Genomic DNA, 23,867 nt, shown 5'->3' with positions numbered 1-23,867 from the left:
CTACACAGTGGACGCGAGCATCTTAGATCGCTCGTGACGATGACGAAGCTTTCGGGCTTGGTTGTTGTTCGAGTCGATCGCAATTTTAATCTTTGTGGTCAAGTTTCTAAGAGCAAACGGTGGATGCCTTGGCATCTGGAGCCGAAGAAGGACGTAGAAATCTGCGATAAGCCTCGGGGAGCTGATAATCGAGCTGTGAGCCGAGGATTTCCGAATGGGGAAACCCCGCCAGGCGACTTGTCGACCTGGTGACTCCCGCCTGAATATATAGGGCGGGTAGAGGGAACGTGGGGAAGTGAAACATCTCAGTACCCACAGGAAGAGAAAACAACATGTGATTCCGTGAGTAGTGGCGAGCGAAAGCGGATGAGGCTAAACCGATCATGTGTGATAGCCGGCGGGCGTTGCATGGTCGGGGTTGTGGGACACGTCGCTCAGTTCTGCCGGACTGGGGCGGTTACAGCGCATCATAGTCGAACCGGTTTGAAAGCCGGGCCGTAGTGGGTGCCAGCCCCGTAGACGAAATGGTGTTATGGCCGGATGTGTATCCCAAGTAGCACGGGGCCCGAGAAATCCCGTGTGAATCTGTCAGGACCACCTGATAAGCCTAAATACTCCCAGATGACCGATAGCGGACAAGTACCGTGAGGGAAAGGTGAAAAGTACCCCGGGAGGGGAGTGAAATAGTACCTGAAACCGTTTGCTTACAAACCGTCGGAGCCTCCTTGTAGGGGTGACGGCGTGCCTTTTGAAGAATGAGCCTGCGAGTTAGCGATATGTGGCGAGGTTAACCCGTGTGGGGTAGCCGTAGCGAAAGCGAGTCTGAATAGGGCGGTTCAGTCGCATGTCCTAGACCCGAAGCGAAGTGATCTATCCATGGCCAGGTTGAAGCGACGGTAAGACGTCGTGGAGGACCGAACCCACTTCAGTTGAAAATGGAGGGGATGAGCTGTGGATAGGGGTGAAAGGCCAATCAAACTTCGTGATAGCTGGTTCTCTCCGAAATGCATTTAGGTGCAGCGTTGCGTGTTTCTCGCCGGAGGTAGAGCTACTGGATGGCCGATGGGCCTCAACAGGTTACTGACGTCAGCCAAACTCCGAATGCCGGTGAGTGAGAGCGCAGCAGTGAGACGGTGGGGGATAAGCTTCATCGTCGAGAGGGAAACAACCCAGACTACCAACTAAGGCCCCTAAGCGTGTGCTAAGTGGGAAAGGATGTGGAGTTGCACAGACAACCAGGAGGTTGGCTTAGAAGCAGCCACCCTTGAAAGAGTGCGTAATAGCTCACTGGTCAAGTGATTCCGCGCCGACAATGTAACGGGGCTCAAGCACACCGCCGAAGTTGTAGATTTCGCACACAGACAAGCCTTCGTGGTTCAGTCGTGCGGAGTGGTAGGAGAGCGTCGTGTGGCGAGTGAAGCGGCGGAGTAATCCAGCCGTGGACGCTACACGAGTGAGAATGCAGGCATGAGTAGCGAAAGACGGGTGAGAAACCCGTCCTCCGAAAGACCAAGGGTTCCAGGGCCAGGTTAATCCGCCCTGGGTAAGTCGGGACCTAAGGCGAGGCCGACAGGCGTAGTCGATGGACAACGGGTTGATATTCCCGTACCGGCGAACAACCGCCCAAGCTAATCCAGTGGTGCTAAGAGTCCTAACCCGGCTCACCGGATCCCTTCGGGGTGATGGTGTCCGGTCTAACGCTCGACCCCATGCTGGTGCGGCTAGCGTATGAACAGGTGTGACGCAGGAAGGTAGCTGAGCCAGGCGATGGTATCCGTAAGGTGAACCTGGTGTAAGGATGTAGGGCTGACGATAGGCAAATCCGTCGTCTGTGTGCCTGAGATCCGACGCGTACCCGTTAGGGGAAATCAGTGATCCTATGCTGCCGAGAAAAGCATCGACGCGAGGTTGCAGCCGCCCGTACCCGAAACCGACTCAGGTGGTCAGGTAGAGAATACCAAGGAGATCGAGAGAATCGTGGTTAAGGAACTCGGCAAAATGCCCCCGTAACTTCGGGAGAAGGGGGGCCGGACACGTGATACGACTTCTCGTTGTTGAGCGTTGAAGGCCGCAGAGACCAGTGGGAAGCGACTGTTTACTAAAAACACAGGTCCGTGCGAAGTCGCAAGACGATGTATACGGACTGACGCCTGCCCGGTGCTGGAAGGTTAAGAGGAAGGGTTAGCCCTCGGGCGAAGCTCTGAATTTAAGCCCCAGTAAACGGCGGTGGTAACTATAACCATCCTAAGGTAGCGAAATTCCTTGTCGGGTAAGTTCCGACCTGCACGAATGGCGTAACGACTTCCCAGCTGTCTCAACCGCGAACTCGGCGAAATTGCACTACGAGTAAAGATGCTCGTTACGCGCAGCAGGACGGAAAGACCCCGTGACCTTTACTACAGTTTGGTATTGGTGTTCGGAGTGGCTTGTGTAGGATAGGTGGGAGACTGTGAAGCGGGCACGCTAGTGTTCGTGGAGTCATTGTTGAAATACCACTCTGGTCACTTTGGATGTCTAACGTAGGACCCTGATCGGGTTCATGGACAGTGCCTGATGGGTAGTTTAACTGGGGCGGTTGCCTCCCAAAGAGTAACGGAGGCGCCCAAAGGTTCCCTCAACCTGGTTGGCAATCAGGTGGCGAGTGTAAGTGCACAAGGGAGCTTGACTGTGAGACTGACAGGTCGAGCAGGGACGAAAGTCGGGACTAGTGATCCGGCAGTGGCTTGTGGAAGCGCTGTCGCTCAACGGATAAAAGGTACCTCGGGGATAACAGGCTGATCTTGCCCAAGAGTCCATATCGACGGCATGGTTTGGCACCTCGATGTCGGCTCGTCGCATCCTGGGGCTGGAGTAGGTCCCAAGGGTTGGGCTGTTCGCCCATTAAAGCGGTACGCGAGCTGGGTTTAGAACGTCGTGAGACAGTTCGGTCCCTATCCGCTGCGCGCGTTGGAAATTTGAGAAGATCTATCCCTAGTACGAGAGGACCGGGATGGACGAACCTCTGGTGTGTCAGTTGTTCTGCCAAGGGCACCGCTGATTAGCTACGTTCGGACCGGATAACCGCTGAAAGCATCTAAGCGGGAAGCCGTCTTCGAGATGAGATTTCCATGCACCTTGAGTGTGAGAGGCTCCCAGCAGACTACTGGGTTGATAGGCCGGATGTGGAAGCGGGGACTAACGACCCGTGGAGCTGACCGGTACTAATAAGCCGAAGACTTGACAACACAACTTTTACCGTGGCGGTTCACCGCTGCGGGCTCGCGTCCACTTTGTGGTTCCCGACAGACGATCGGGAATCAAACTGAATACTTCAGCAATGAGCTTGAAGGAACGGTTTTGATCCAAAGATTGGGTCGAAGGTGTTCCGGTGGTCATAGCGAGAGGGAAACGCCCGGTCACATTCCGAACCCGGAAGCTAAGCCTCTCAGCGCCGATGGTACTGCAAGGGGGACCTTGTGGGAGAGTAGGACGCCGCCGGACTCAACGTTGCAACACCAGGAAACCCCTGACCAGCACTGGTCAGGGGTTTCCTGCGTTCACGGGCCGGGCGGTCTCGTGGCGTGCGGCGGGGGCGGCGAGGATCCGAGGGGCGTCGCCTGACCGCGGTACGGAGCGAAAGGATCGACACGTGGCGGGGATGATCGTCGATCCGTTCCGAGGCGAGCCGGAACAGCGGGTGGTCACTCGGCCGGGCGGAGCTCCGGCCTCACTTCGCCGAAGCTCCGAGCCCTCGCATGCAAGGCGAGCTCGAGGCGACGGTCTGCCCGAACCTCAGCTGGGTACTCGAACGGTCGCTCTGCTGAGCCGGCGCTCCGAAGGTCCTTGAACGCGCCGGTCTTCTTGGGCTGCAGTCTTCCGTCGCAGCAGACACCAGTCCGATCAGACGTCCGAGCTGGTCATCAAGCTGGTGAGGGCCCTTCATGATCCAGCGTCCTACCGCGCGGACCTGGTCACAGCGGAGTCGATGATCGAGGACGCCTGGTGCCTCCACGTGCCGATTTGCCGGCGTCGAGACGACGAGCGCGGTCGGGGTTGGCAAGGGAGACGGCTACCCCGGCACGATGTCGGCAGAGGCGGGTTCCGGTGGCAGCTCGCGAGCGGCTGTGACCGACCTTGTCGTCGTACTGGGGGCGCAAGGACGAGAGCACAGCGTCAGTGACCGGCTCTGGGAGGAGAAGTGCTCGCTCGGGTTGGCTCTCCCGCGTCGAACAGGCGGTGGGGGTGGACCAGGGGAGGGCGCTGGGTAGCGTGACGTTTCTCCGCGCCGCACGGGTTCCCATCCGCCGGAGCCGCGACCCCGGGCGGTAGGTCTCCGCGAGGACGACATCTTCACGGTGGTCAGAGCCGTCCGTTGGCAGAGCAGTGCGATGCCGGCGTCTCGCCGATCGAGCGCCGACGGAGGTCCGCTGGGCCCGTGCGCTCCTGGGTACCGGGTACCGGGTACCGGGTACCGGGTACCGGGTACTCGGTACTGGGTACTCGGGACCTCGGCCCTGCGTGCTGGCAGCACCTGCTGCTCGACTGCTGTGTGCCCGGCCTCGGTCACTGCGCGGGGCACCGGTGAACCATCGGCTGCGGCCGACGCCCGCGCCGACGTCAGGTGCGCACGGTCACGGTCACGGTCAGCACAACGCTGGCGCTGAGGCCTGGATGACTGCAGCTCGTGAACCGCCCTCGAGCTGACGCCGAGCGCGACACGCCCGGGATGCGGCTCCGCTTGGCAGGGCGTTCACCTGCGCGTAGGGTTGTACCTCGTTGCCGCTGAGGCGGAGAACGGAACGGCCGAGACGGTCACCGGGTTCACCTGGGGATCTTGTCCGCCACGGTTCTTCCCCGGCAACGAACTTCCAGCCCCTCTGGCGGAACTCCTTCTGGAGTCGAGTGGGGGGTGCGTCTGGTCCTTGAGAACTCAACAGCGTGCACATTGTCAATGCCAATTATTTTGACCCCGTGCCTGGCCTGCTTCGGCGGGTTGGGTCGGAGACAATTCCTTTTGGATTGAAGATTGTCCAGTGGACAGTCGACAGTCAGTATCAACTCGGCCTGCTGCTTCGGTGGTGGGTTGGTAATTTTTTTACGGAGAGTTTGATCCTGGCTCAGGACGAACGCTGGCGGCGTGCTTAACACATGCAAGTCGAACGATGATCAGGAGCTTGCTCCTGTGATTAGTGGCGAACGGGTGAGTAACACGTGAGTAACCTGCCCCTGACTCTGGGATAAGCGTTGGAAACGACGTCTAATACTGGATATGATCACTGGCCGCATGGTCTGGTGGTGGAAAGATTTTTTGGTTGGGGATGGACTCGCGGCCTATCAGCTTGTTGGTGAGGTAATGGCTCACCAAGGCGACGACGGGTAGCCGGCCTGAGAGGGTGACCGGCCACACTGGGACTGAGACACGGCCCAGACTCCTACGGGAGGCAGCAGTGGGGAATATTGCACAATGGGCGAAAGCCTGATGCAGCAACGCCGCGTGAGGGATGACGGCCTTCGGGTTGTAAACCTCTTTTAGTAGGGAAGAAGCGAAAGTGACGGTACCTGCAGAAAAAGCACCGGCTAACTACGTGCCAGCAGCCGCGGTAATACGTAGGGTGCAAGCGTTGTCCGGAATTATTGGGCGTAAAGAGCTCGTAGGCGGTTTGTCGCGTCTGCTGTGAAATCCCGAGGCTCAACCTCGGGCTTGCAGTGGGTACGGGCAGACTAGAGTGCGGTAGGGGAGATTGGAATTCCTGGTGTAGCGGTGGAATGCGCAGATATCAGGAGGAACACCGATGGCGAAGGCAGATCTCTGGGCCGTAACTGACGCTGAGGAGCGAAAGCGTGGGGAGCGAACAGGATTAGATACCCTGGTAGTCCACGCCGTAAACGTTGGGCGCTAGATGTAGGGACCTTTCCACGGTTTCTGTGTCGTAGCTAACGCATTAAGCGCCCCGCCTGGGGAGTACGGCCGCAAGGCTAAAACTCAAAGGAATTGACGGGGGCCCGCACAAGCGGCGGAGCATGCGGATTAATTCGATGCAACGCGAAGAACCTTACCAAGGCTTGACATACACCGGAAACGGCCAGAGATGGTCGCCCCCTTGTGGTCGGTGTACAGGTGGTGCATGGTTGTCGTCAGCTCGTGTCGTGAGATGTTGGGTTAAGTCCCGCAACGAGCGCAACCCTCGTTCTATGTTGCCAGCGCGTTATGGCGGGGACTCATAGGAGACTGCCGGGGTCAACTCGGAGGAAGGTGGGGATGACGTCAAATCATCATGCCCCTTATGTCTTGGGCTTCACGCATGCTACAATGGCCGGTACAAAGGGCTGCGATACCGTAAGGTGGAGCGAATCCCAAAAAGCCGGTCTCAGTTCGGATTGAGGTCTGCAACTCGACCTCATGAAGTCGGAGTCGCTAGTAATCGCAGATCAGCAACGCTGCGGTGAATACGTTCCCGGGCCTTGTACACACCGCCCGTCAAGTCATGAAAGTCGGTAACACCCGAAGCCGGTGGCCTAACCCTTGTGGAAGGAGCCGTCGAAGGTGGGATCGGTGATTAGGACTAAGTCGTAACAAGGTAGCCGTACCGGAAGGTGCGGCTGGATCACCTCCTTTCTAAGGAGCATCTGGTTCCAGTTCGCTGGGATCCAGGCGCCGTTTCGGACCGAACGTGTCCGACGGTTAGCTCATGGGTGGAACATTGACAGTGCAGTCGGGAGCGCGTCTTCCGGTCTTAGTACGCCAGTTCGCTGGTTGGAAGGGGTCGGGGGTGAGCGGGTCGGCTGGTGCACGTTGTTGGGTCCTGAGGGACCAGGCTTCCTGCCGGTTGGTGTCTTCGGATGCTGGCGTTGGTAGGGGTTGGGCCGGAACGGTCCTTCGGTGGGCCACGTGAAGCGGACTGGTTTGGTTCGGGGAGTGTGGTGCCGATCGTATGTTGAGAACTACACAGTGGACGCGAGCATCTTAGATCGCTCGTGACGATGACGAAGCTTTCGGGCTTGGTTGTTGTTCGAGTCGATCGCAATTTTAATCTTTGTGGTCAAGTTTCTAAGAGCAAACGGTGGATGCCTTGGCATCTGGAGCCGAAGAAGGACGTAGAAATCTGCGATAAGCCTCGGGGAGCTGATAATCGAGCTGTGAGCCGAGGATTTCCGAATGGGGAAACCCCGCCAGGCGACTTGTCGACCTGGTGACTCCCGCCTGAATATATAGGGCGGGTAGAGGGAACGTGGGGAAGTGAAACATCTCAGTACCCACAGGAAGAGAAAACAACATGTGATTCCGTGAGTAGTGGCGAGCGAAAGCGGATGAGGCTAAACCGATCATGTGTGATAGCCGGCGGGCGTTGCATGGTCGGGGTTGTGGGACACGTCGCTCAGTTCTGCCGGACTGGGGCGGTTACAGCGCATCATAGTCGAACCGGTTTGAAAGCCGGGCCGTAGTGGGTGCCAGCCCCGTAGACGAAATGGTGTTATGGCCGGATGTGTATCCCAAGTAGCACGGGGCCCGAGAAATCCCGTGTGAATCTGTCAGGACCACCTGATAAGCCTAAATACTCCCAGATGACCGATAGCGGACAAGTACCGTGAGGGAAAGGTGAAAAGTACCCCGGGAGGGGAGTGAAATAGTACCTGAAACCGTTTGCTTACAAACCGTCGGAGCCTCCTTGTAGGGGTGACGGCGTGCCTTTTGAAGAATGAGCCTGCGAGTTAGCGATATGTGGCGAGGTTAACCCGTGTGGGGTAGCCGTAGCGAAAGCGAGTCTGAATAGGGCGGTTCAGTCGCATGTCCTAGACCCGAAGCGAAGTGATCTATCCATGGCCAGGTTGAAGCGACGGTAAGACGTCGTGGAGGACCGAACCCACTTCAGTTGAAAATGGAGGGGATGAGCTGTGGATAGGGGTGAAAGGCCAATCAAACTTCGTGATAGCTGGTTCTCTCCGAAATGCATTTAGGTGCAGCGTTGCGTGTTTCTCGCCGGAGGTAGAGCTACTGGATGGCCGATGGGCCTCAACAGGTTACTGACGTCAGCCAAACTCCGAATGCCGGTGAGTGAGAGCGCAGCAGTGAGACGGTGGGGGATAAGCTTCATCGTCGAGAGGGAAACAACCCAGACTACCAACTAAGGCCCCTAAGCGTGTGCTAAGTGGGAAAGGATGTGGAGTTGCACAGACAACCAGGAGGTTGGCTTAGAAGCAGCCACCCTTGAAAGAGTGCGTAATAGCTCACTGGTCAAGTGATTCCGCGCCGACAATGTAACGGGGCTCAAGCACACCGCCGAAGTTGTAGATTTCGCACACAGACAAGCCTTCGTGGTTCAGTCGTGCGGAGTGGTAGGAGAGCGTCGTGTGGCGAGTGAAGCGGCGGAGTAATCCAGCCGTGGACGCTACACGAGTGAGAATGCAGGCATGAGTAGCGAAAGACGGGTGAGAAACCCGTCCTCCGAAAGACCAAGGGTTCCAGGGCCAGGTTAATCCGCCCTGGGTAAGTCGGGACCTAAGGCGAGGCCGACAGGCGTAGTCGATGGACAACGGGTTGATATTCCCGTACCGGCGAACAACCGCCCAAGCTAATCCAGTGGTGCTAAGAGTCCTAACCCGGCTCACCGGATCCCTTCGGGGTGATGGTGTCCGGTCTAACGCTCGACCCCATGCTGGTGCGGCTAGCGTATGAACAGGTGTGACGCAGGAAGGTAGCTGAGCCAGGCGATGGTATCCGTAAGGTGAACCTGGTGTAAGGATGTAGGGCTGACGATAGGCAAATCCGTCGTCTGTGTGCCTGAGATCCGACGCGTACCCGTTAGGGGAAATCAGTGATCCTATGCTGCCGAGAAAAGCATCGACGCGAGGTTGCAGCCGCCCGTACCCGAAACCGACTCAGGTGGTCAGGTAGAGAATACCAAGGAGATCGAGAGAATCGTGGTTAAGGAACTCGGCAAAATGCCCCCGTAACTTCGGGAGAAGGGGGGCCGGACACGTGATACGACTTCTCGTTGTTGAGCGTTGAAGGCCGCAGAGACCAGTGGGAAGCGACTGTTTACTAAAAACACAGGTCCGTGCGAAGTCGCAAGACGATGTATACGGACTGACGCCTGCCCGGTGCTGGAAGGTTAAGAGGAAGGGTTAGCCCTCGGGCGAAGCTCTGAATTTAAGCCCCAGTAAACGGCGGTGGTAACTATAACCATCCTAAGGTAGCGAAATTCCTTGTCGGGTAAGTTCCGACCTGCACGAATGGCGTAACGACTTCCCAGCTGTCTCAACCGCGAACTCGGCGAAATTGCACTACGAGTAAAGATGCTCGTTACGCGCAGCAGGACGGAAAGACCCCGTGACCTTTACTACAGTTTGGTATTGGTGTTCGGAGTGGCTTGTGTAGGATAGGTGGGAGACTGTGAAGCGGGCACGCTAGTGTTCGTGGAGTCATTGTTGAAATACCACTCTGGTCACTTTGGATGTCTAACGTAGGACCCTGATCGGGTTCATGGACAGTGCCTGATGGGTAGTTTAACTGGGGCGGTTGCCTCCCAAAGAGTAACGGAGGCGCCCAAAGGTTCCCTCAACCTGGTTGGCAATCAGGTGGCGAGTGTAAGTGCACAAGGGAGCTTGACTGTGAGACTGACAGGTCGAGCAGGGACGAAAGTCGGGACTAGTGATCCGGCAGTGGCTTGTGGAAGCGCTGTCGCTCAACGGATAAAAGGTACCTCGGGGATAACAGGCTGATCTTGCCCAAGAGTCCATATCGACGGCATGGTTTGGCACCTCGATGTCGGCTCGTCGCATCCTGGGGCTGGAGTAGGTCCCAAGGGTTGGGCTGTTCGCCCATTAAAGCGGTACGCGAGCTGGGTTTAGAACGTCGTGAGACAGTTCGGTCCCTATCCGCTGCGCGCGTTGGAAATTTGAGAAGATCTATCCCTAGTACGAGAGGACCGGGATGGACGAACCTCTGGTGTGTCAGTTGTTCTGCCAAGGGCACCGCTGATTAGCTACGTTCGGACCGGATAACCGCTGAAAGCATCTAAGCGGGAAGCCGTCTTCGAGATGAGATTTCCATGCACCTTGAGTGTGAGAGGCTCCCAGCAGACTACTGGGTTGATAGGCCGGATGTGGAAGCGGGGACTAACGACCCGTGGAGCTGACCGGTACTAATAAGCCGAAGACTTGACAACACAACTTTTACCGTGGCGGTTCACCGCTGCGGGCTCGCGTCCACTTTGTGGTTCCCGACAGACGATCGGGAATCAAACTGAATACTTCAGCAATGAGCTTGAAGGAACGGTTTTGATCCAAAGATTGGGTCGAAGGTGTTCCGGTGGTCATAGCGAGAGGGAAACGCCCGGTCACATTCCGAACCCGGAAGCTAAGCCTCTCAGCGCCGATGGTACTGCAAGGGGGACCTTGTGGGAGAGTAGGACGCCGCCGGACTCAACGTAAGTGATGTGGCCATCGGCCCTCCATCGAGAACTCGTAGGGGAGACCCTCGTTCTCGTGGTGGCCGGTGGCCACATCTGTTTTCGCTGCAGGTCGCTCGACTCGTTGTCTGGTTCGTGATGGACTGGACGGCGAGCACGGTGGATCGTGCAGCACCCCACAACGACACAGCGGACGACCGCCCGGCCTCTCGGCACGGGCACGCGATGAGGAGCAACGGTGGCGAACGACGACGAACAGCAGCGCAACGACCGAGATCGCGCAGGTCGTCCGGGGCGAGACGGAGATCGCGGCCCTCGCCGTGAAGGCAGCCGGTGGTCCTCCGGCCCGCGTGACTTCGAGCGTCGCGAGGGAGATCGGGGTCGTCGTGACGGCGATCGTCCGGCGCGTGACGGTGGTCGTTCCGGGCAGGGCGAGCGCCGTTCGTTCCGCGACGGTGACCGTTCGTTCGGTGACGGGAGCCGTCGGCCCGCGCGCCAAGGCGACCGGGACGCCGCCGGCCGGCCGCCGCGGGGCGACGGCCCGCGTGGCGCGGACCGTCCACGTCGGGACGGAGACCGCCCGTTCCGCAGTGGTGACGACCGGCGTCCCTTCCGCGGTGGGGAGGACCGTCGTCCACAGCGCGAGGGCGACCGTCGGCCCTTCCGTGGTGATCGCGACGAGCGATCCTTCCGTGGTCGTGACGACCGCGACGACCGACGGCCGTTCCGTGGTGGCGATGACCGTCGTCCGCCCCGTGACGGTGAGCGTCGTCCGTTCCGTGGTGGCGATGACCGTCGTCCGCAGCGTGACGGTGGCCGTCCGTTCCGTGGTGGCGATGACCGTCGTCCGCAGCGTGACGGTGGCCGTCCGTTCCGTGGTGGCGATGACCGTCGTCCGCAGCGTGACGGTGGCCGTCCGTTCAGTGGTGGCGACGACCGTCGTCCGCAGCGTGACGGTGACCGTCCGTTCCGTGGTGACGGCGACCGCCCCCGTCGCGACGACGACCGCGGCGACCGCCGTCGCTTCGGTGACGGCTCCCGGTCCGCCGGTTCCCGCTTCGGCGAGGGCGCCCGTGACGACTGGGAGGACCGCGACCCGTACGGCACGAAGTCGATCCGTCCGCGTCACGACGACCCTGAGATCGACGAGTCGGTCTCGGCCCGTGACCTCGACCCGGCCGCCCGCGCGGAGCTCAAGACGCTCAGCAAGGACAACGCGGACTGGGTCGCGAAGCACCTCGTCATGGCGGCGCTGCTCGTCGACGAGGACCCCGAGGCCGCGAACCAGCACGCGCTGAGTGCTGCCCGCCGTGCCGGGCGCGTGGCCGTGGTCCGCGAGACCGCTGCGATCACCGCGTACCGGACCGGTGACTTCGCCACCGCCCTGCGCGAGCTGCGGACCTACCGGCGGATCTCCGGCAAGAACGACCAGCTGCCGATGATGGTGGACTGCGAGCGCGGCCTCGGGCGTCCGGAGCGGGCGCTCGAGCTCGGCCGTTCGGTCGACCGTGCGGCGCTCGACACCGCCGTGCAGGTGGAGCTCGCGATCGCGATGTCGGGCGCGCGTCTCGACCTCGGCAACCCCAACGCAGCCCTCGGGGAACTCGAGATCCCACAGCTCGACCCGAGCACGGCGTACAGCTGGTCCCCGGCCCTCTACAGTGCTTACGCGGCCACGCTCGAGGAGCTCGGCCGCCAGGACGAAGCCGACGAGTGGTGGGCCCGGGTCGACCGTGCCGCCGCCGCGCTGGCCGAGATCGCTGACGAGAACGCATGGGAGACTGTTGATGTGGTCGAGGAAGAAGTCGAAGGACACGACGAGCACGACGTCGCAGGGGCCGACGCGGGCGGAGCGGAGCACGGAGCCGGCGCCCTCGACGACACCGACCAGCTCGGTGACGTCGACCCCGACGACGACCTCGGCGAGATCGACGACGACAACCCCCGCGACGTCGACGGCTCCGCAGCAGACTGACGTCCCGAGGGCGCCGACGGACGGTGTGGACGTGGTCCTCACCGACCTCGACGGCGTCGTCTACCGCGGCCGCAACGCGATCCCGCACGCGGTCGAGGCCCTGACGCGCGCGTCCTCGACGGCCCGCGTCGGGTACATCACCAACAACGCATCGCGGCGGCCGTCCGACGTCGCGGCACACCTCGAGGGCTACGGCCTCGAGGTGTCCGCCGACGACGTCGTGACCTCGTCGCAGGCGGGCGTCCGGTTGCTCGCGACCCTCGTCCCGGCGGGTTCGACGGTCCTCGTGACCGGCGGTCTCGGCCTCACGAGCATCGTCGAGGAGGCCGGGTTCACCGTGACCACGAGTGCGGAGGACGCGCCGGCAGCGGTGATCCAGGGCTTCTCGCCGGACCTCGGGTGGACGCACCTCGCCGAGGCGTCGTTCGCCCTGGCCGACCCGGACGTGCCGTGGGTCGCCACGAACATGGACTGGTCGATCCCCGTCGAGCGCGGGATCGCCCCGGGCAACGGCACCCTCGTGTCCGCCGTGCACCAGGCCGTCGGTCGGATGCCGGTCGTCGCGGGCAAGCCCGAACGGCCGATCTTCGACGCCGCGATCGCCCGGTTCGGCGGCGAGCACCCGCTGTTCATCGGTGACCGGCTCGACACCGACATCAAGGGCGCGAACGATGCCGGCATCCCGAGCGTGCTCGTGCTGACCGGCATCGACCAGGCGAAGCAGGTCCTCGCCGCGGACCAGCGTTCCCGGCCGACCTTCGTGCTCGAGGACCTGCGGGGCCTGTCCGAGCCGTACCCGGTGACGGTCCGACGCCAGGACGCGGACGGCACGCGGTACGTGACGGTGGGCGACGCCACGGTCGCGATGCACGGTCACGTCGTGCGCGTGCTCGACCAGGGGGCCTCGATCGACCTGCTCCGTGCAGGTGCGGCGCTCATCTGGGAGTCCGGGCTCGCGATCTACGGTCTCGACGTGGACCCGAAGCTGTACGGCGGCGAGTAGCCTGACCGACGTGCCAGAGGAGCAGCAGGGGACCGTCGACGCCGAGGTGACGGACGACGACTTCGCCGCCCGCACCGCGGCCGCCGAGGCACTCCCGCTGCCGGAGCGTGCGGACGCCTTCGCCGCGCTGCACGACGACCTGCGCGCGCGGCTCGAGAGCGGTCAGGGGCCCGTCACGGGGCACAGCTCCGGTCGCGCGGCCGGGGCCGGTCAGGTGTGGGGCAGCGGACGCGGGGACGGCGGTGCGCGTGCCTGACGCCGAGCGCACGAGCGACGACTCGTCGCCGGTCCGGCTCGACGCCCTGCTCGCCGCGCGGGGGCTCGTGAAGTCACGGACCGCCGCGGCCAAGCTCGTCCAGGCGGGCCGGGTCACGGTGGCCGGTGCCGCGGTCGTGAAGCCGTCGGCGCCGGTCGCACCCGACGCGGAGATCGTCGTCGACACCGAGGACGAGTGGGTCTCCCGGGCGGCGCGGAAGCTCGTCCGGGCGCTCGAGGTGTTCGACGTCGACCCGAGCGGGCGCGTGGTGCTCGACGTGGGTGCGAGCACGGGGGGATTCACCCAGGTGCTGCTGCACCGCGGCGCCGCGCGCGTGGTCGCGCTCGACGTCGGTCACGGGCAGCTCGACCCGGTGCTCGCCGTCGACGACCGCGTCCGCGTGGTCGAGGGCTGCAACGCGCGGAACCTCACCACCGAGGAGTACGCGTCGCTCGACCCGCGAGCGGCCGAGACGTCGTTGGTGGTCGGGGACCTCTCCTTCATCTCGCTGCGCATCGTCCTGCCCGTGCTCGCCGAGGCGGTGCCCGCCGACGAGTTCGTCCTGCTCGTCAAGCCACAGTTCGAGGTCGGCCGGAGCGGGGTACGCGAGGGCATCGTGCGGAACGCGGCCCTGCGGAACGACGCGCTCATGAACGTGCTCTGGGCAGCGTGGGACGCCGGTCTCGGGACGGTCGGGCTCGCGGCGTCGCCGATCGTCGGGACGCACGGCAACCACGAGTACCTCGCGCACTTCCAGCGTCGTGTCGGTGGCGATCCGACAGAATGGGGGAACCCGACAGCGTGGATCGGTCGGGCCACCGAACTCACCGAAGGGGCTGCATGAGCGCCGACGACCGGCACATCCTGCTCGTCTCCCACACGGGGCGACAGGACTCCATTGACGCCGCCGTCGAGGTCTGCGACCTCCTGCACGCCGCCGGGCTCACCCCGGTCATGCCGTTCGACGAGTACGCCGACGTCCGGCGGGCCGAGGCCTCGGTCGGCCAGGTCGACATCCTCGGTGTCGACGTGCAGGCCGACCAGCTCGAGATCGTGATCGTGCTCGGCGGGGACGGCACGATCCTCCGCGCCGCGGAACTCGTCCGCGGGACGGGCGCTCCGATCGTCGGGGTCAACCTCGGACACGTCGGCTTCCTGGCCGAGAGCGAGCGGGACGGTCTGCGCGCCACCGTCGAGCGTGCCCTGACCGGCGACTACAAGGTCGAGGAGCGCGTGACGCTCCAGGTCGACGTGGTCGTCGGGCACGAGGTCGTCTACACCTCGTGGGCGCTCAACGAGGCGACGATCGAGAAGGCGTCGCGTGAGCGCATGCTCGAGGTCGTCACCGAGGTCGACGGTCGTCCGCTGTCGTCCTTCGGCTGTGACGGGGTCGTCGTGTCCACCCCGACGGGGTCCACCGCGTACTCGTTCTCCGGCGGCGGTCCGATCGTCTGGCCGGACGTCGACGCCCTGCTCATGGTGCCGCTCAGCGCGCACGCACTGTTCTCACGTCCGATCGTCGTCGGGCCGGACTGCACGCTCGCGATCGAGGTCCTCCGCCGGACCAGCGGCGTCGGGGTCCTGTGGTGCGACGGACGGCGCACCCACGACCTGCCGCCCGGCGCCCGTGTCGAGGTGCGGCGTTCTCCGGACCCCGTCCGGGTCGCGCGCCTGAAGGACGCGCCGTTCGCCGATCGCCTGGTCGCCAAGTTCCAGCTGCCGGTGGCGGGGTGGCGAGGCCCGGCGAGCGAGGACGACGCATGATCGAGGAGATCGTCATCTCCGACCTGGGCGTCATCGGCGAGACCACCCTCGAGCTCGGCCCGGGGTTCACGGTGGTCACCGGCGAGACCGGTGCGGGCAAGACCATGATCGTCACGGCGCTCGGGTTGTTGCTCGGCGCCCGTGCGGACGCCGGATCCGTGCGCCGTGGTGCCTCGAGCGCCGTGGTCGAGGGCCGCTGGCACGTGCCGGAGCACGCCGCCGTCGCCGAGCGCGTGGAGGATGCGGGCGGCACGGTCGAGGACGGCGAACTCATCCTCACGCGCACCGTCTCTGCCGAGGGGCGCAGCCGCGCGACGGTCGGCGGCCGCAGCGCCCCGGTCGCGGTGCTCGGTGAACTGGCCGACCAACTGGTGACCGTGCACGGACAGTCGGACCAGATCCGCCTGACGTCGGCGTCGGCCCAGCGTGCGGCGCTCGACGGCTTCGGCGGCAAGGCCGTGCGGCGGGCGCTGGACGCCTACGTCGCCGCGTACGACACGTGGCAGGCGCACGCGGGGGAGCTCGAGACCCTCGTGCGCGACCGTGACGACCGCCTCGCCGAGGCGGAGCGCATCCGCGCCGCGTCCGACGAGATCGAGGCCGCCGACCCGCAGCCGGGCGAGGACGTCGAGCTCGCCGAGCGTGCCGAACGCCTCGGGAACCTCGAGGAGCTGCGCCTGGCCGCGGGCACGGCACACGAGGCACTGTCGAGCGAGTCGCTCGACGGCGTCGCGGACGTGATCGGTCTGGTCGAGGCGGCCCGTCGCGCCGTCGAACGTGTCGCCGGCTCGGATCCGGCCCTCCAGCCCGTGCTCGAGCAGCTCACCGAGCTCGGGATCCAGGCCTCGGACGCGTCGGCCGGTCTGTCCAGCTACCTCGGCTCGCTCGAGCCCGACGCCGGGCACGACCTCGAGCTCATCAACGAGCGCCGGGCGCTCCTCGCGAACCTGACCCGGAAGTACGGCGAGACCGTCGACGACGTCATCGCCTACGGACAGCGGGCGAGCGACCGCCTGCTGGAGCTCGACGGCGACGACGACCGCATCGCAGCACTGCAGCAGGCGGTGGAGCAGGACGAGCGGACGCTCGAGCAGGCCTCGGCCGCCCTGACCGCCGCCCGCACGAAGGCCGCCGGTGACCTCGCGAAGCGTGTCACCGCGGAGTTGCGGACGCTGGCGATGGCCGGTGCGACCCTGGTGGTCGAGGTCACCGACGGCGGCGAGTACCGCCGCCACGGACGCGACCAGGTCGCGATCCTGCTGCAGCCGCACTCCGGCACCGACCCGCGTCCGATCGGCAAGGGCGCGTCCGGCGGCGAGCTCTCGCGCGTGATGCTCGCGATCGAGGTCGTCATGGCCGGCAGCACGACCGTCCCGACCTTCGTCTTCGACGAGGTGGACGCGGGCGTCGGCGGCGCGGCGGCGATCGAGATCGGGCGACGGCTCGCGAAGCTCGCCGAGCGCACCCAGGTCATCGTCGTCACGCACCTCGCGCAGGTCGCGGCGTTCGCGAACAACCACCTCAACGTCGTCAAGGACGCGAGCGGCGCCGTGACCTCGTCGAGCGTGCGCCGGCTCGAGGGCGAGGACCGCCTGCAGGAGATGGCCCGCCTGTTGTCCGGTCTGGGTGACAGCGCGAGCGGCATGGAGCACGCCCGCGAACTCCTCGACGTCGCCGGCCAGCGCGCTTAGGCCACGAGGCCGGACGGGAAGCCCGAGCCACCCCCGGCCCTCCGCTCGCGCCCGCCTCGGGGTCGGCGCCAGACGCCGGCGTCACCGCGAGACTCCGCCTCCGACCCGTGCGGGAGCCACCGGCGAGACGCCGGCGTCTGCGCGAGACGCCGCCCGCGCTGTGAGACGCCGTCGGAACCGGCGGCGTCTCGCGCCGGCCGGCGCGCCTCGCGCGGGCCGAGGCGTCCGGGGCAGGCGCGGGCGTACGGTTGGGAGCGCCCGCCCGCCGGACGCAACGCCCACGGCGAACGGTGGTCGCGCCTCCCGGCAGTTCTGACGTACGATGGAACCCCGTGGCGGACACTCTCAGCGGCGGAACCAATTCTTCGACCTCGACCCCGAAGGTCACGAAGCAGATCTTCGTGACCGGCGGGGTCGTCTCGTCCCTCGGCAAGGGCCTGACGGCGGCCAGCCTCGGCAACCTGCTCACGGCGCGCGGCCTCAAGGTCGTCATGCAGAAGCTCGACCCGTACCTCAACGTGGACCCGGGCACCATGAACCCGTTCCAGCACGGCGAGGTCTTCGTGACCGACGACGGTGCCGAGACGGACCTCGACATCGGTCACTACGAGCGCTTCCTCGACATCAACCTGTCGCAGGCCGCGAACGTCACGACCGGCCAGGTGTACTCGAGCGTCATCGCCAAGGAGCGTCGTGGCGAGTACCTCGGCGACACCGTCCAGGTCATCCCGCACATCACCGACGAGATCAAGCGTCGGATGCGCGAGCAGGCCGAGAACGACCCGCAGCCCGACGTCATCATCACCGAGGTCGGCGGCACGGTCGGTGACATCGAGTCCCAGCCGTTCATCGAGTCGGCCCGCCAGGTGCGCCACGAGCTCGGTCGCAACAACGTGTTCTTCGTGCACGTGTCGCTCGTGCCGTTCATGAGCGCCTCCGGTGAGCAGAAGACCAAGCCGACACAGCACTCGGTCGCTGCGCTCCGCTCGATCGGCATCCAGCCGGACGCCCTCGTGCTCCGGTCGGACCGCCCCGTGTCGGAGTCGAACAAGCGCAAGATCGCCCTCATGTGCGACGTGGACGAGGACGCCGTCGTGAACGCGGTGGACGTGCCGTCGATCTACGACCTCCCGACGCTGCTGCACGACCAGGGCCTCGACCAGGTCATCATCGACGCGCTCCGGCTCGACGCGCACGACGTCGACTGGTCGGCGTGGAACCCGGTCCTGGACGCGGTGCACGAGCCGAAGAAGCACGTCACGATCGCGCTGGTCGGCAAGTACATCGACCTGCCGGACGCCTACCTGTCCGTCACCGAGGCCCTGCGCGCCGGCGGGTTCGCCCACAACGCCAAGGTCACGCTGAAGTGGGTCGTGTCCGACGACTGCACGACGCCCGAGGGTGCCGCGAAGCAGCTCGGCGACGTCGACGGCATCTGCGTGCCCGGCGGGTTCGGCGTGCGCGGCATCGAGGGGAAGCTCGGCGCGCTCCGTTTCGCCCGCGAGCAGGGCATCCCGACGCTCGGCCTGTGCCTCGGCCTGCAGTGCATGGTCATCGAGTACGCCCGCCACGAGGCCGGCCTGACCGACGCGTCGAGCACCGAGTTCGACCCGGAGACCTCGACGCCGGTCATCGCGACCATGGCGGAGCAGGTGGACATCATCGCCGGCGGCGACATGGGCGGCACGATGCGCCTCGGTCTGTACCCGGCGCACTTCACGGACGGGTCGCTCGCCGCGGAGCTCTACGGTGCATCCGAGGCGTCGGAGCGGCACCGTCACCGCTACGAGGTGAACAACGCCTACCGCCAGCAGATCGCGGACGCCGGCCTGGTGTTCTCGGGCACCTCGCCCGACGGCACCCTCGTCGAGTACGTCGAGCTGCCGCGCGACGTGCACCCGTTCTACATCGCCACGCAGGCGCACCCGGAGCTGCGGTCGCGTCCGACGAACGCGCACCCGCTGTTCGCCGGGCTGGTGGACGCGGCGATCGCGCGCCACGAGGCGTCCAGCCTGTTCGACCCGGCCGAGGAGTCGGCGGAGGTCGTCGCGTAACACGCGCTGACCAGCCGGTCTGGTCCGCCAAAGCGACAGTGTGCGCTGAACCGTCGGCGGAACACTGTCGCTTTCGCGGAACGGACCTGGTCGGGCTGGCCGTCACGTGACGCGCGCTGTCGCTGTCGCGGACGGGAGGCTCTCACCGGGCACGGCCCGGCAGCGCTGGCGCGTGTGCCGGGAACCGGCCGGCGTGGGCCCAGGTGCCACCCGGCACCGCGCCTCCCGTCCGTCCCGGGGAGGGCTGACGGGCCTGCGTGCCAGGATGGGCTGGTGACTGACGCTGCCGCACCCATCGCCGACGAACACGCCTCGTACGAGGTCACCGAGTCCACCGTCGTGTACGAGGGAGCGGTGTGGGACGTCCGCCGTGACCACGTCGACTACGACGGGCACGACATGGTCCGCGAGTACATCGACCACACCGGCGCCGTCGCCGTCTTCGCCGAGGACGACGAGGGCCGCGTGCTCGTCATCCAGCAGTACCGTCACCCGGTGCAGCTGCGCGACTGGGAGCTGCCGGCGGGGCTCCTCGACCACGAGGGTGAGGACCACCTGACCGCCGCGCAGCGGGAGCTCGGGGAAGAGGCCGACCTCGAGGCGGACCACTGGGAGCCCCTCGTCCGGTACAACACCTCGTCCGGCGGCAGCGACGAGTTCATCCAGGTCTACCGCGCCCGAGGCGTCCGTGCGACCGCGTCGGCGTTCGAGCGCGAGGCCGAGGAAGCCGACATCGTGACGCGTTGGGTGCCGCGCGCCGACCTCGTCGAGGGCATCCTCGCGGGTCGTCTGCACAACTCGGCGCTCATCGTGGCGACGCTCGCGGTCGACGCGATCGAGCGAGGCGTGACCGAGCGAGACGTGACCGAGCGGAGCGCGACCGAGCGGAGCGGTATCGAGCGGGACGCGAGGGCGTGACGGCCGACAGCGGGCTCGGCGCCCTGCTGCGGGACGGGACCTGGACGCACGAGCCGGTCGCCGTCGAACCCGTCGTCGACCGAGCCGCCCTGCTCGTGACCGCGGAGGAGGGCAGCGACGCTTGGCGGACGACCTCGTACGGGTTCGTGCACGACTCGGAGCACGCGCTCCTCCGCCCCACCGACAGGGCGTTCTCGGTCGAGGTCTCCTTCGTGCTCGACTTCACCGAGCAGTTCGACCAGGCCGGGGTGTTCCTCCGGGTGGACGAGCAGGAGTGGATCAAGGCCGGGGTCGAGTACGCGGACGGAACACCCCAGGTCGGCGCCGTCGTGACGCACGGGACGTCGGACTGGTCGGTCGCGCCGGTGGCCTCGTGGACGGGACGCGAGGTGACGGTCCGGGCCAGCCGCAGCGGTGCTGCCGTGACCGTCCGAGCGTGGGCACAGGGCGAGGACGCTCGGCTCGTACGGGTCGCCCACCTCGATGCCGATGCCGTCGTGTCGGCCGGGCTGTTCTGTGCGGCACCGACACGGGCCGGGCTGACCGTGACCTTCACGGGGTGCCGGTTCGGCGAGCCGGACGCCGCGCTGCACTGACCCCGCCTGCGGGGCGGTGCCGCACTAGTTTTGTGGCGTGATCCCGCTCGACCGCGCCACCGACACCTACCTGCGGCACGTCGCCGTGGAGCGGGGGCTGTCCCAGCACACGGTGGCTGCCTACCGACGGGACCTGGCCGTCTTCGCGGAGTGGCTCGCGTCGGCGCCGACGGTCGACTCGGACGGTGCCGGCCGAGCCGGGGGAGCGGCGGCGGTCGCCGACGTCGCACGGCTCGCGCGCGGGGACGTCGCCGGCTTCGTGATGCACCTGACCACCCGACCGGAGCAGCCGCTCGCACCCCGGTCCGTCGCCCGGATGCTCAGCTCGGTGCGTTCCTTCACCGCCTTCGCCGCGGCGGAGGGGTGGGTACCGCTCGACCCGGCGACGGCCGTCCGCCCGCCGAAGGCACCGGCCCGACTGCCGAAGGCGATCTCGGTCGACGACATGGAGCGGCTGCTCGGCGCGGCGGGCGCGGCGGACGACGACCCCGTGCAGCTGCGGGACCGGGCGCTCCTGGAGCTGCTCTACGCCACCGGTGCGCGCATCTCCGAGGCGGTCGGGCTGTCCGTGGACGACGTCACGACCCTGTCCGACCCCGAGGACGACGAGGGCGACGGGCTCGCGGTCGTGAAGGTCACCGGCAAGGGCAACAAGCAGCGCGTCGTGCCGCTCGGCAGCTTCGCACGCGCCGCGGTGGACGCCTACCTCGTGCGCGCGCGGCCGGTCTTCGCGGCGCGGGGAGCGTCGACCCCGGCGCTGTTCCTCGGGGCCCGCGGCGCCCGGTTGTCGCGGCAGAGCGCGTGGCTCGTGATCCAGGCGGCGGCGGAGCGGGCCGGACTCGCCGCGCACGTGTCGCCGCACACGTTCCGGCACTCGTTCGCGACGCACCTGCTCGAGGGCGGCGCGGACGTGCGCGTCGTGCAGGAGCTGCTCGGCCACGCGAGCGTCGCGACGACGCAGATCTACACGCTGGTGACGGCGGACATGCTGCGCGACGTGTACCAGACGGCGCACCCGCGGGCGCGGCGGTAGCTCCGGGCGCTGCACCCGTGGGCGTGGCGGTAGCGCCGGGCGCTGCGCTAGAAGAGGTGGAACTGCGCCGACGCGGCGACCACACCCGTGGCGACCGCGAGCACGAGGGCGCTCGCCGCAGCGCTGCGCCACAGCACCCGCCACCTGCCGGTCACTCCGGGGCGGACGATCGCGACGACGCCTGCGACGACGGCCAGCGTGCTCGCGATGGCGACCGGGTTCCAGACGACGGACACGACCGCGAGCAGGACCGCCACGAGCGCCGCCGCCCCGACCCGCTGCACCGAACCGTCGGAGGCCCAGGAGCCGACGCGGACCGCTCCTCCCTCGACGGAGAACGACGGCCCGGCCGGTGCGACGACGACCGGCGCGACGGGCTCCTGCCGTGCCGGCAGCACCCGCGTCGCCCCGCCCCACGCATGGCCGTCCCACCACCGCAGGCGGTGGGCGTCCTGGGGGTCCGGGAACCAGCCGGCGGCCGGCAGCGTCACGGGGTGCTCCTCGAGGGTGCGGTGGATGGTGCGCTCCGACGCTACGCAGCCTGGAGGCACGGCCACAGTCCCACAGCGGGTGTCGGCAACAAGGGGGACCGGCCGCACCTGCGCTACGGTCGGCAGGTGATCACCGCCGACGCAGAGACCCTGTCCGCCTTCTGGGCCGCCCGCCGCGACGAGGCGCCGGAGCTGCCGGAGGCCGTGCCGGAGGCGTGGGCGTTCGGCGCGACGCCCGGCCACGCGGACGGGCTGCTCGACCTGGTGCTCCGGGGCATCAAGGACGGCACGGCGTCGTCGATGTGGGACTACGAGGCCACCGGCGACCCGCTCCCCGAGGTCGGCGAGCTCTCAGTGATCCTCGACGGTCGGGGCGAGCCCCGCGCGGTGATCGAGACGACCGACCTGCAGGTCGTGCCGTTCGACCAGGTCGGCGCGGAGCACGCCCGCGCCGAGGGTGAGGGCGACCGCACGCTCGCGCACTGGCGCGCGGTGCACGAGCGGTACTGGCGCGAGCACTCGGAGAACCCCCGCGGGTACGAGCCGGACATGCCGGTGCTGTGCGAGCGCTTCCGGCTGCTCTGGCCGGAGGCGCCCACCGAGGCCTGAGCGGGGAGCCCTACGCGGGGACGGCCGCCGCGTCGACCTCGTCCATCACGGCCCTCGTCGCGGCGAGCAGTCGGGCGTTGAAGTCGACCCCGAGCTGGTTCGGCACCGTGACGAGCACGGTGTCGGCTGCCCGGACGGCGGCGTCGGCCGCGAGCTCGGCGACGAGCTGCTCCGGTTCCCCGATGTACGAGCGGCCGAAGCGGGCGAGCCCGCCGTCGAGGTGCCCGACCTGGTCCTGCCCCTCGACCTGCGCGCGGACACCGAAGTAGTGCCGCGACTCGTCGTCGGTGATGGGGATGATGCTGCGCGACACCGAGACCCGCGGCGTCCGCTCCCAGCCCATCTCGCGCCAGGTCGTGCGGAACCGTTCGATCTGCTCGGCCTGCAGCTGGTCGAAGGGCACGCCGGTGTCCTCGGTGAGCAGGGTCGACGACATGAGGTTCATGCCCTGCTCGGCCGTCCACTCGGCGGTGGCGCGGGTGCCGGCACCCCACCAGATGCGGTCGGGCAGCGTGTCCGACAGGGGGAACACCGGCAGCGACCCGGCCGACCCGGTCATCTGCGGGTTCGCGTGCGCCATCGGCTCGCCCGCGATCGCGCGCCGGAACACGTCCGTGTGCGCCCGGGCCATGTCGCCGCCGTTGGCGTCGTGCGCCTCGGGTACGTAGCCGAACTGCTGGTAGCCGGCGAGGGCGGTCTCGGGTGACCCCCGCGAGACGCCGAGCTGCAGTCGGCCGCCGGAGATGAGGTCGGTGGCCGCGGCTTCCTCGGCCATGTACAGCGGGTTCTCGTAGCGCATGTCGATCACACCGGTGCCGATCTCGATGCGGTTGGTCCGGGCGGCGATCGCGGAGAGCAGGGGGAACGGTGCGGCCTGCTGCGGGGCGAAGTGGTGCACGCGGAAGTAGGCGCCGTCGACGCCTGCTTCCTCGGCGGCGACGGCGAGGTCGATCGCCTGCACGAGAGCCTCGCGGCCGCTGCGGACGCGCGAGCCCGGTACGTCGCGCCAGTGCCCGAAGGACAGGAACCCGATCTTCGTCATGCCGATGCGAACGCATGCTGCTCCGACCGCATTCCGACACGACTACG

At 66.0% G+C, this 23,867-nt stretch carries 14 protein-coding genes and 5 rRNA genes; 16 read left to right on the top strand and 3 right to left on the bottom strand.

Translation table 11 applies throughout. From position 1 onward, the window contains the following. Positions 1-96 precede the first annotated feature (96 nt). The 5 genes from DEJ22_RS13400 (at position 97) to rrf (DEJ22_RS13380) (ending at position 10,401) form a co-directional block, all read left to right on the top strand. A 23S ribosomal RNA gene (locus DEJ22_RS13400) occupies positions 97-3,224 on the top strand. Positions 3,225-3,363: 139 nt separating this feature from the next. Further along, positions 3,364-3,480 (top strand): 5S ribosomal RNA (gene rrf / locus DEJ22_RS13395). Between the two features lie 1,593 nt (positions 3,481-5,073). Further along, positions 5,074-6,595: ribosomal RNA gene (locus DEJ22_RS13390) — 16S ribosomal RNA — on the top strand. 422 nt (positions 6,596-7,017) lie between these two features. Next, positions 7,018-10,145, top strand: a 23S ribosomal RNA gene (locus DEJ22_RS13385). 139 nt (positions 10,146-10,284) lie between these two features. Then, positions 10,285-10,401, top strand: a 5S ribosomal RNA gene (gene rrf / locus DEJ22_RS13380). Together the 16S, 23S and 5S rRNA genes form the textbook arrangement of a ribosomal RNA operon. Here rrf (DEJ22_RS13380) and DEJ22_RS13375 read toward each other — a convergent pair. After that, positions 10,402-11,517: a hypothetical protein gene (locus DEJ22_RS13375; RefSeq protein WP_284174734.1), complete on the bottom strand. Its 1,116-nt coding sequence runs from the start codon at positions 11,515-11,517 to the stop codon at positions 10,402-10,404. 114 nt (positions 11,518-11,631) lie between these two features. Between DEJ22_RS13375 and DEJ22_RS13370 the strand changes: the two genes are divergently transcribed. The 10 genes from DEJ22_RS13370 (at position 11,632) to DEJ22_RS13325 (ending at position 21,678) form a co-directional block, all read left to right on the top strand. Beyond that, entirely contained in the window at positions 11,632-12,363 is a 732-nt protein-coding gene (locus DEJ22_RS13370) for a tetratricopeptide repeat protein (protein ID WP_111228305.1), read from the top strand. 31 nt (positions 12,364-12,394) lie between these two features. Next, positions 12,395-13,366 (top strand): HAD-IIA family hydrolase, encoded by a 972-nt coding sequence (locus tag DEJ22_RS13365; protein ID WP_258379732.1) that lies wholly within the window; start codon positions 12,395-12,397, stop codon positions 13,364-13,366. A gap of 10 nt (positions 13,367-13,376) precedes the next feature. Continuing rightward, positions 13,377-13,622, top strand: coding sequence for a hypothetical protein (locus DEJ22_RS13360; RefSeq protein ID WP_111228307.1), 246 nt, complete (start codon positions 13,377-13,379; stop codon positions 13,620-13,622). Then, entirely contained in the window at positions 13,615-14,466 is an 852-nt protein-coding gene (locus DEJ22_RS13355) for a TlyA family RNA methyltransferase (protein ID WP_111228391.1), read from the top strand. Before DEJ22_RS13360 ends, DEJ22_RS13355 begins: the two co-directional genes overlap by 8 nt. Continuing rightward, positions 14,463-15,386 carry an NAD kinase gene (locus DEJ22_RS13350; RefSeq protein ID WP_111228308.1) on the top strand — a complete coding sequence of 308 codons (924 nt, stop codon included), beginning with the start codon at positions 14,463-14,465 and terminating at the stop codon, positions 15,384-15,386. Before DEJ22_RS13355 ends, DEJ22_RS13350 begins: the two co-directional genes overlap by 4 nt. Continuing rightward, positions 15,383-17,077, top strand: a complete 1,695-nt coding sequence (gene recN, locus DEJ22_RS13345) for a DNA repair protein RecN (protein ID WP_111228309.1) — start codon at positions 15,383-15,385, stop codon at positions 17,075-17,077. Before DEJ22_RS13350 ends, recN begins: the two co-directional genes overlap by 4 nt. A gap of 332 nt (positions 17,078-17,409) precedes the next feature. Then, positions 17,410-19,131: a CTP synthase gene (gene pyrG, locus DEJ22_RS13340; RefSeq protein ID WP_111228310.1), complete on the top strand. Its 1,722-nt coding sequence runs from the start codon at positions 17,410-17,412 to the stop codon at positions 19,129-19,131. Positions 19,132-19,404: 273 nt separating this feature from the next. Further along, positions 19,405-20,049: an NUDIX domain-containing protein gene (locus DEJ22_RS13335; protein ID WP_181430981.1), complete on the top strand. Its 645-nt coding sequence runs from the start codon at positions 19,405-19,407 to the stop codon at positions 20,047-20,049. After that, entirely contained in the window at positions 20,046-20,645 is a 600-nt protein-coding gene (locus DEJ22_RS13330) for a DUF1349 domain-containing protein (protein ID WP_220033810.1), read from the top strand. Before DEJ22_RS13335 ends, DEJ22_RS13330 begins: the two co-directional genes overlap by 4 nt. A gap of 40 nt (positions 20,646-20,685) precedes the next feature. Next, positions 20,686-21,678 carry a site-specific tyrosine recombinase XerD gene (locus DEJ22_RS13325; protein WP_111228394.1) on the top strand — a complete coding sequence of 331 codons (993 nt, stop codon included), beginning with the start codon at positions 20,686-20,688 and terminating at the stop codon, positions 21,676-21,678. Between the two features lie 47 nt (positions 21,679-21,725). On the opposite strand, the gene DEJ22_RS13320 is transcribed toward DEJ22_RS13325, so the two are convergent. Next, positions 21,726-22,169 carry a DUF2510 domain-containing protein gene (locus DEJ22_RS13320; RefSeq protein WP_181430982.1) on the bottom strand — a complete coding sequence of 148 codons (444 nt, stop codon included), beginning with the start codon at positions 22,167-22,169 and terminating at the stop codon, positions 21,726-21,728. Positions 22,170-22,298: 129 nt separating this feature from the next. On the opposite strand from DEJ22_RS13320, the gene DEJ22_RS13315 reads away from it, so the two are divergent. Continuing rightward, a complete protein-coding gene (locus DEJ22_RS13315; protein ID WP_258379735.1) occupies positions 22,299-22,778 on the top strand; it encodes an ASCH domain-containing protein in 480 nt (159 codons plus the stop codon). Positions 22,779-22,788: 10 nt separating this feature from the next. On the opposite strand, the gene DEJ22_RS13310 is transcribed toward DEJ22_RS13315, so the two are convergent. Continuing rightward, complete coding sequence (locus DEJ22_RS13310; RefSeq protein WP_502861868.1) at positions 22,789-23,820, bottom strand: LLM class flavin-dependent oxidoreductase; 1,032 nt, start codon at positions 23,818-23,820, stop codon at positions 22,789-22,791. Positions 23,821-23,867: the final 47 nt, after the last annotated feature.

The sequence above is a fragment of the Curtobacterium sp. MCSS17_007 genome, from assembly GCF_003234175.2.
Lineage (GTDB): Bacteria > Actinomycetota > Actinomycetes > Actinomycetales > Microbacteriaceae > Curtobacterium.
The sequence above is the reverse complement of the archived record's forward strand: the minus strand, read 5'-3'. Positions and strand labels throughout refer to the sequence as shown.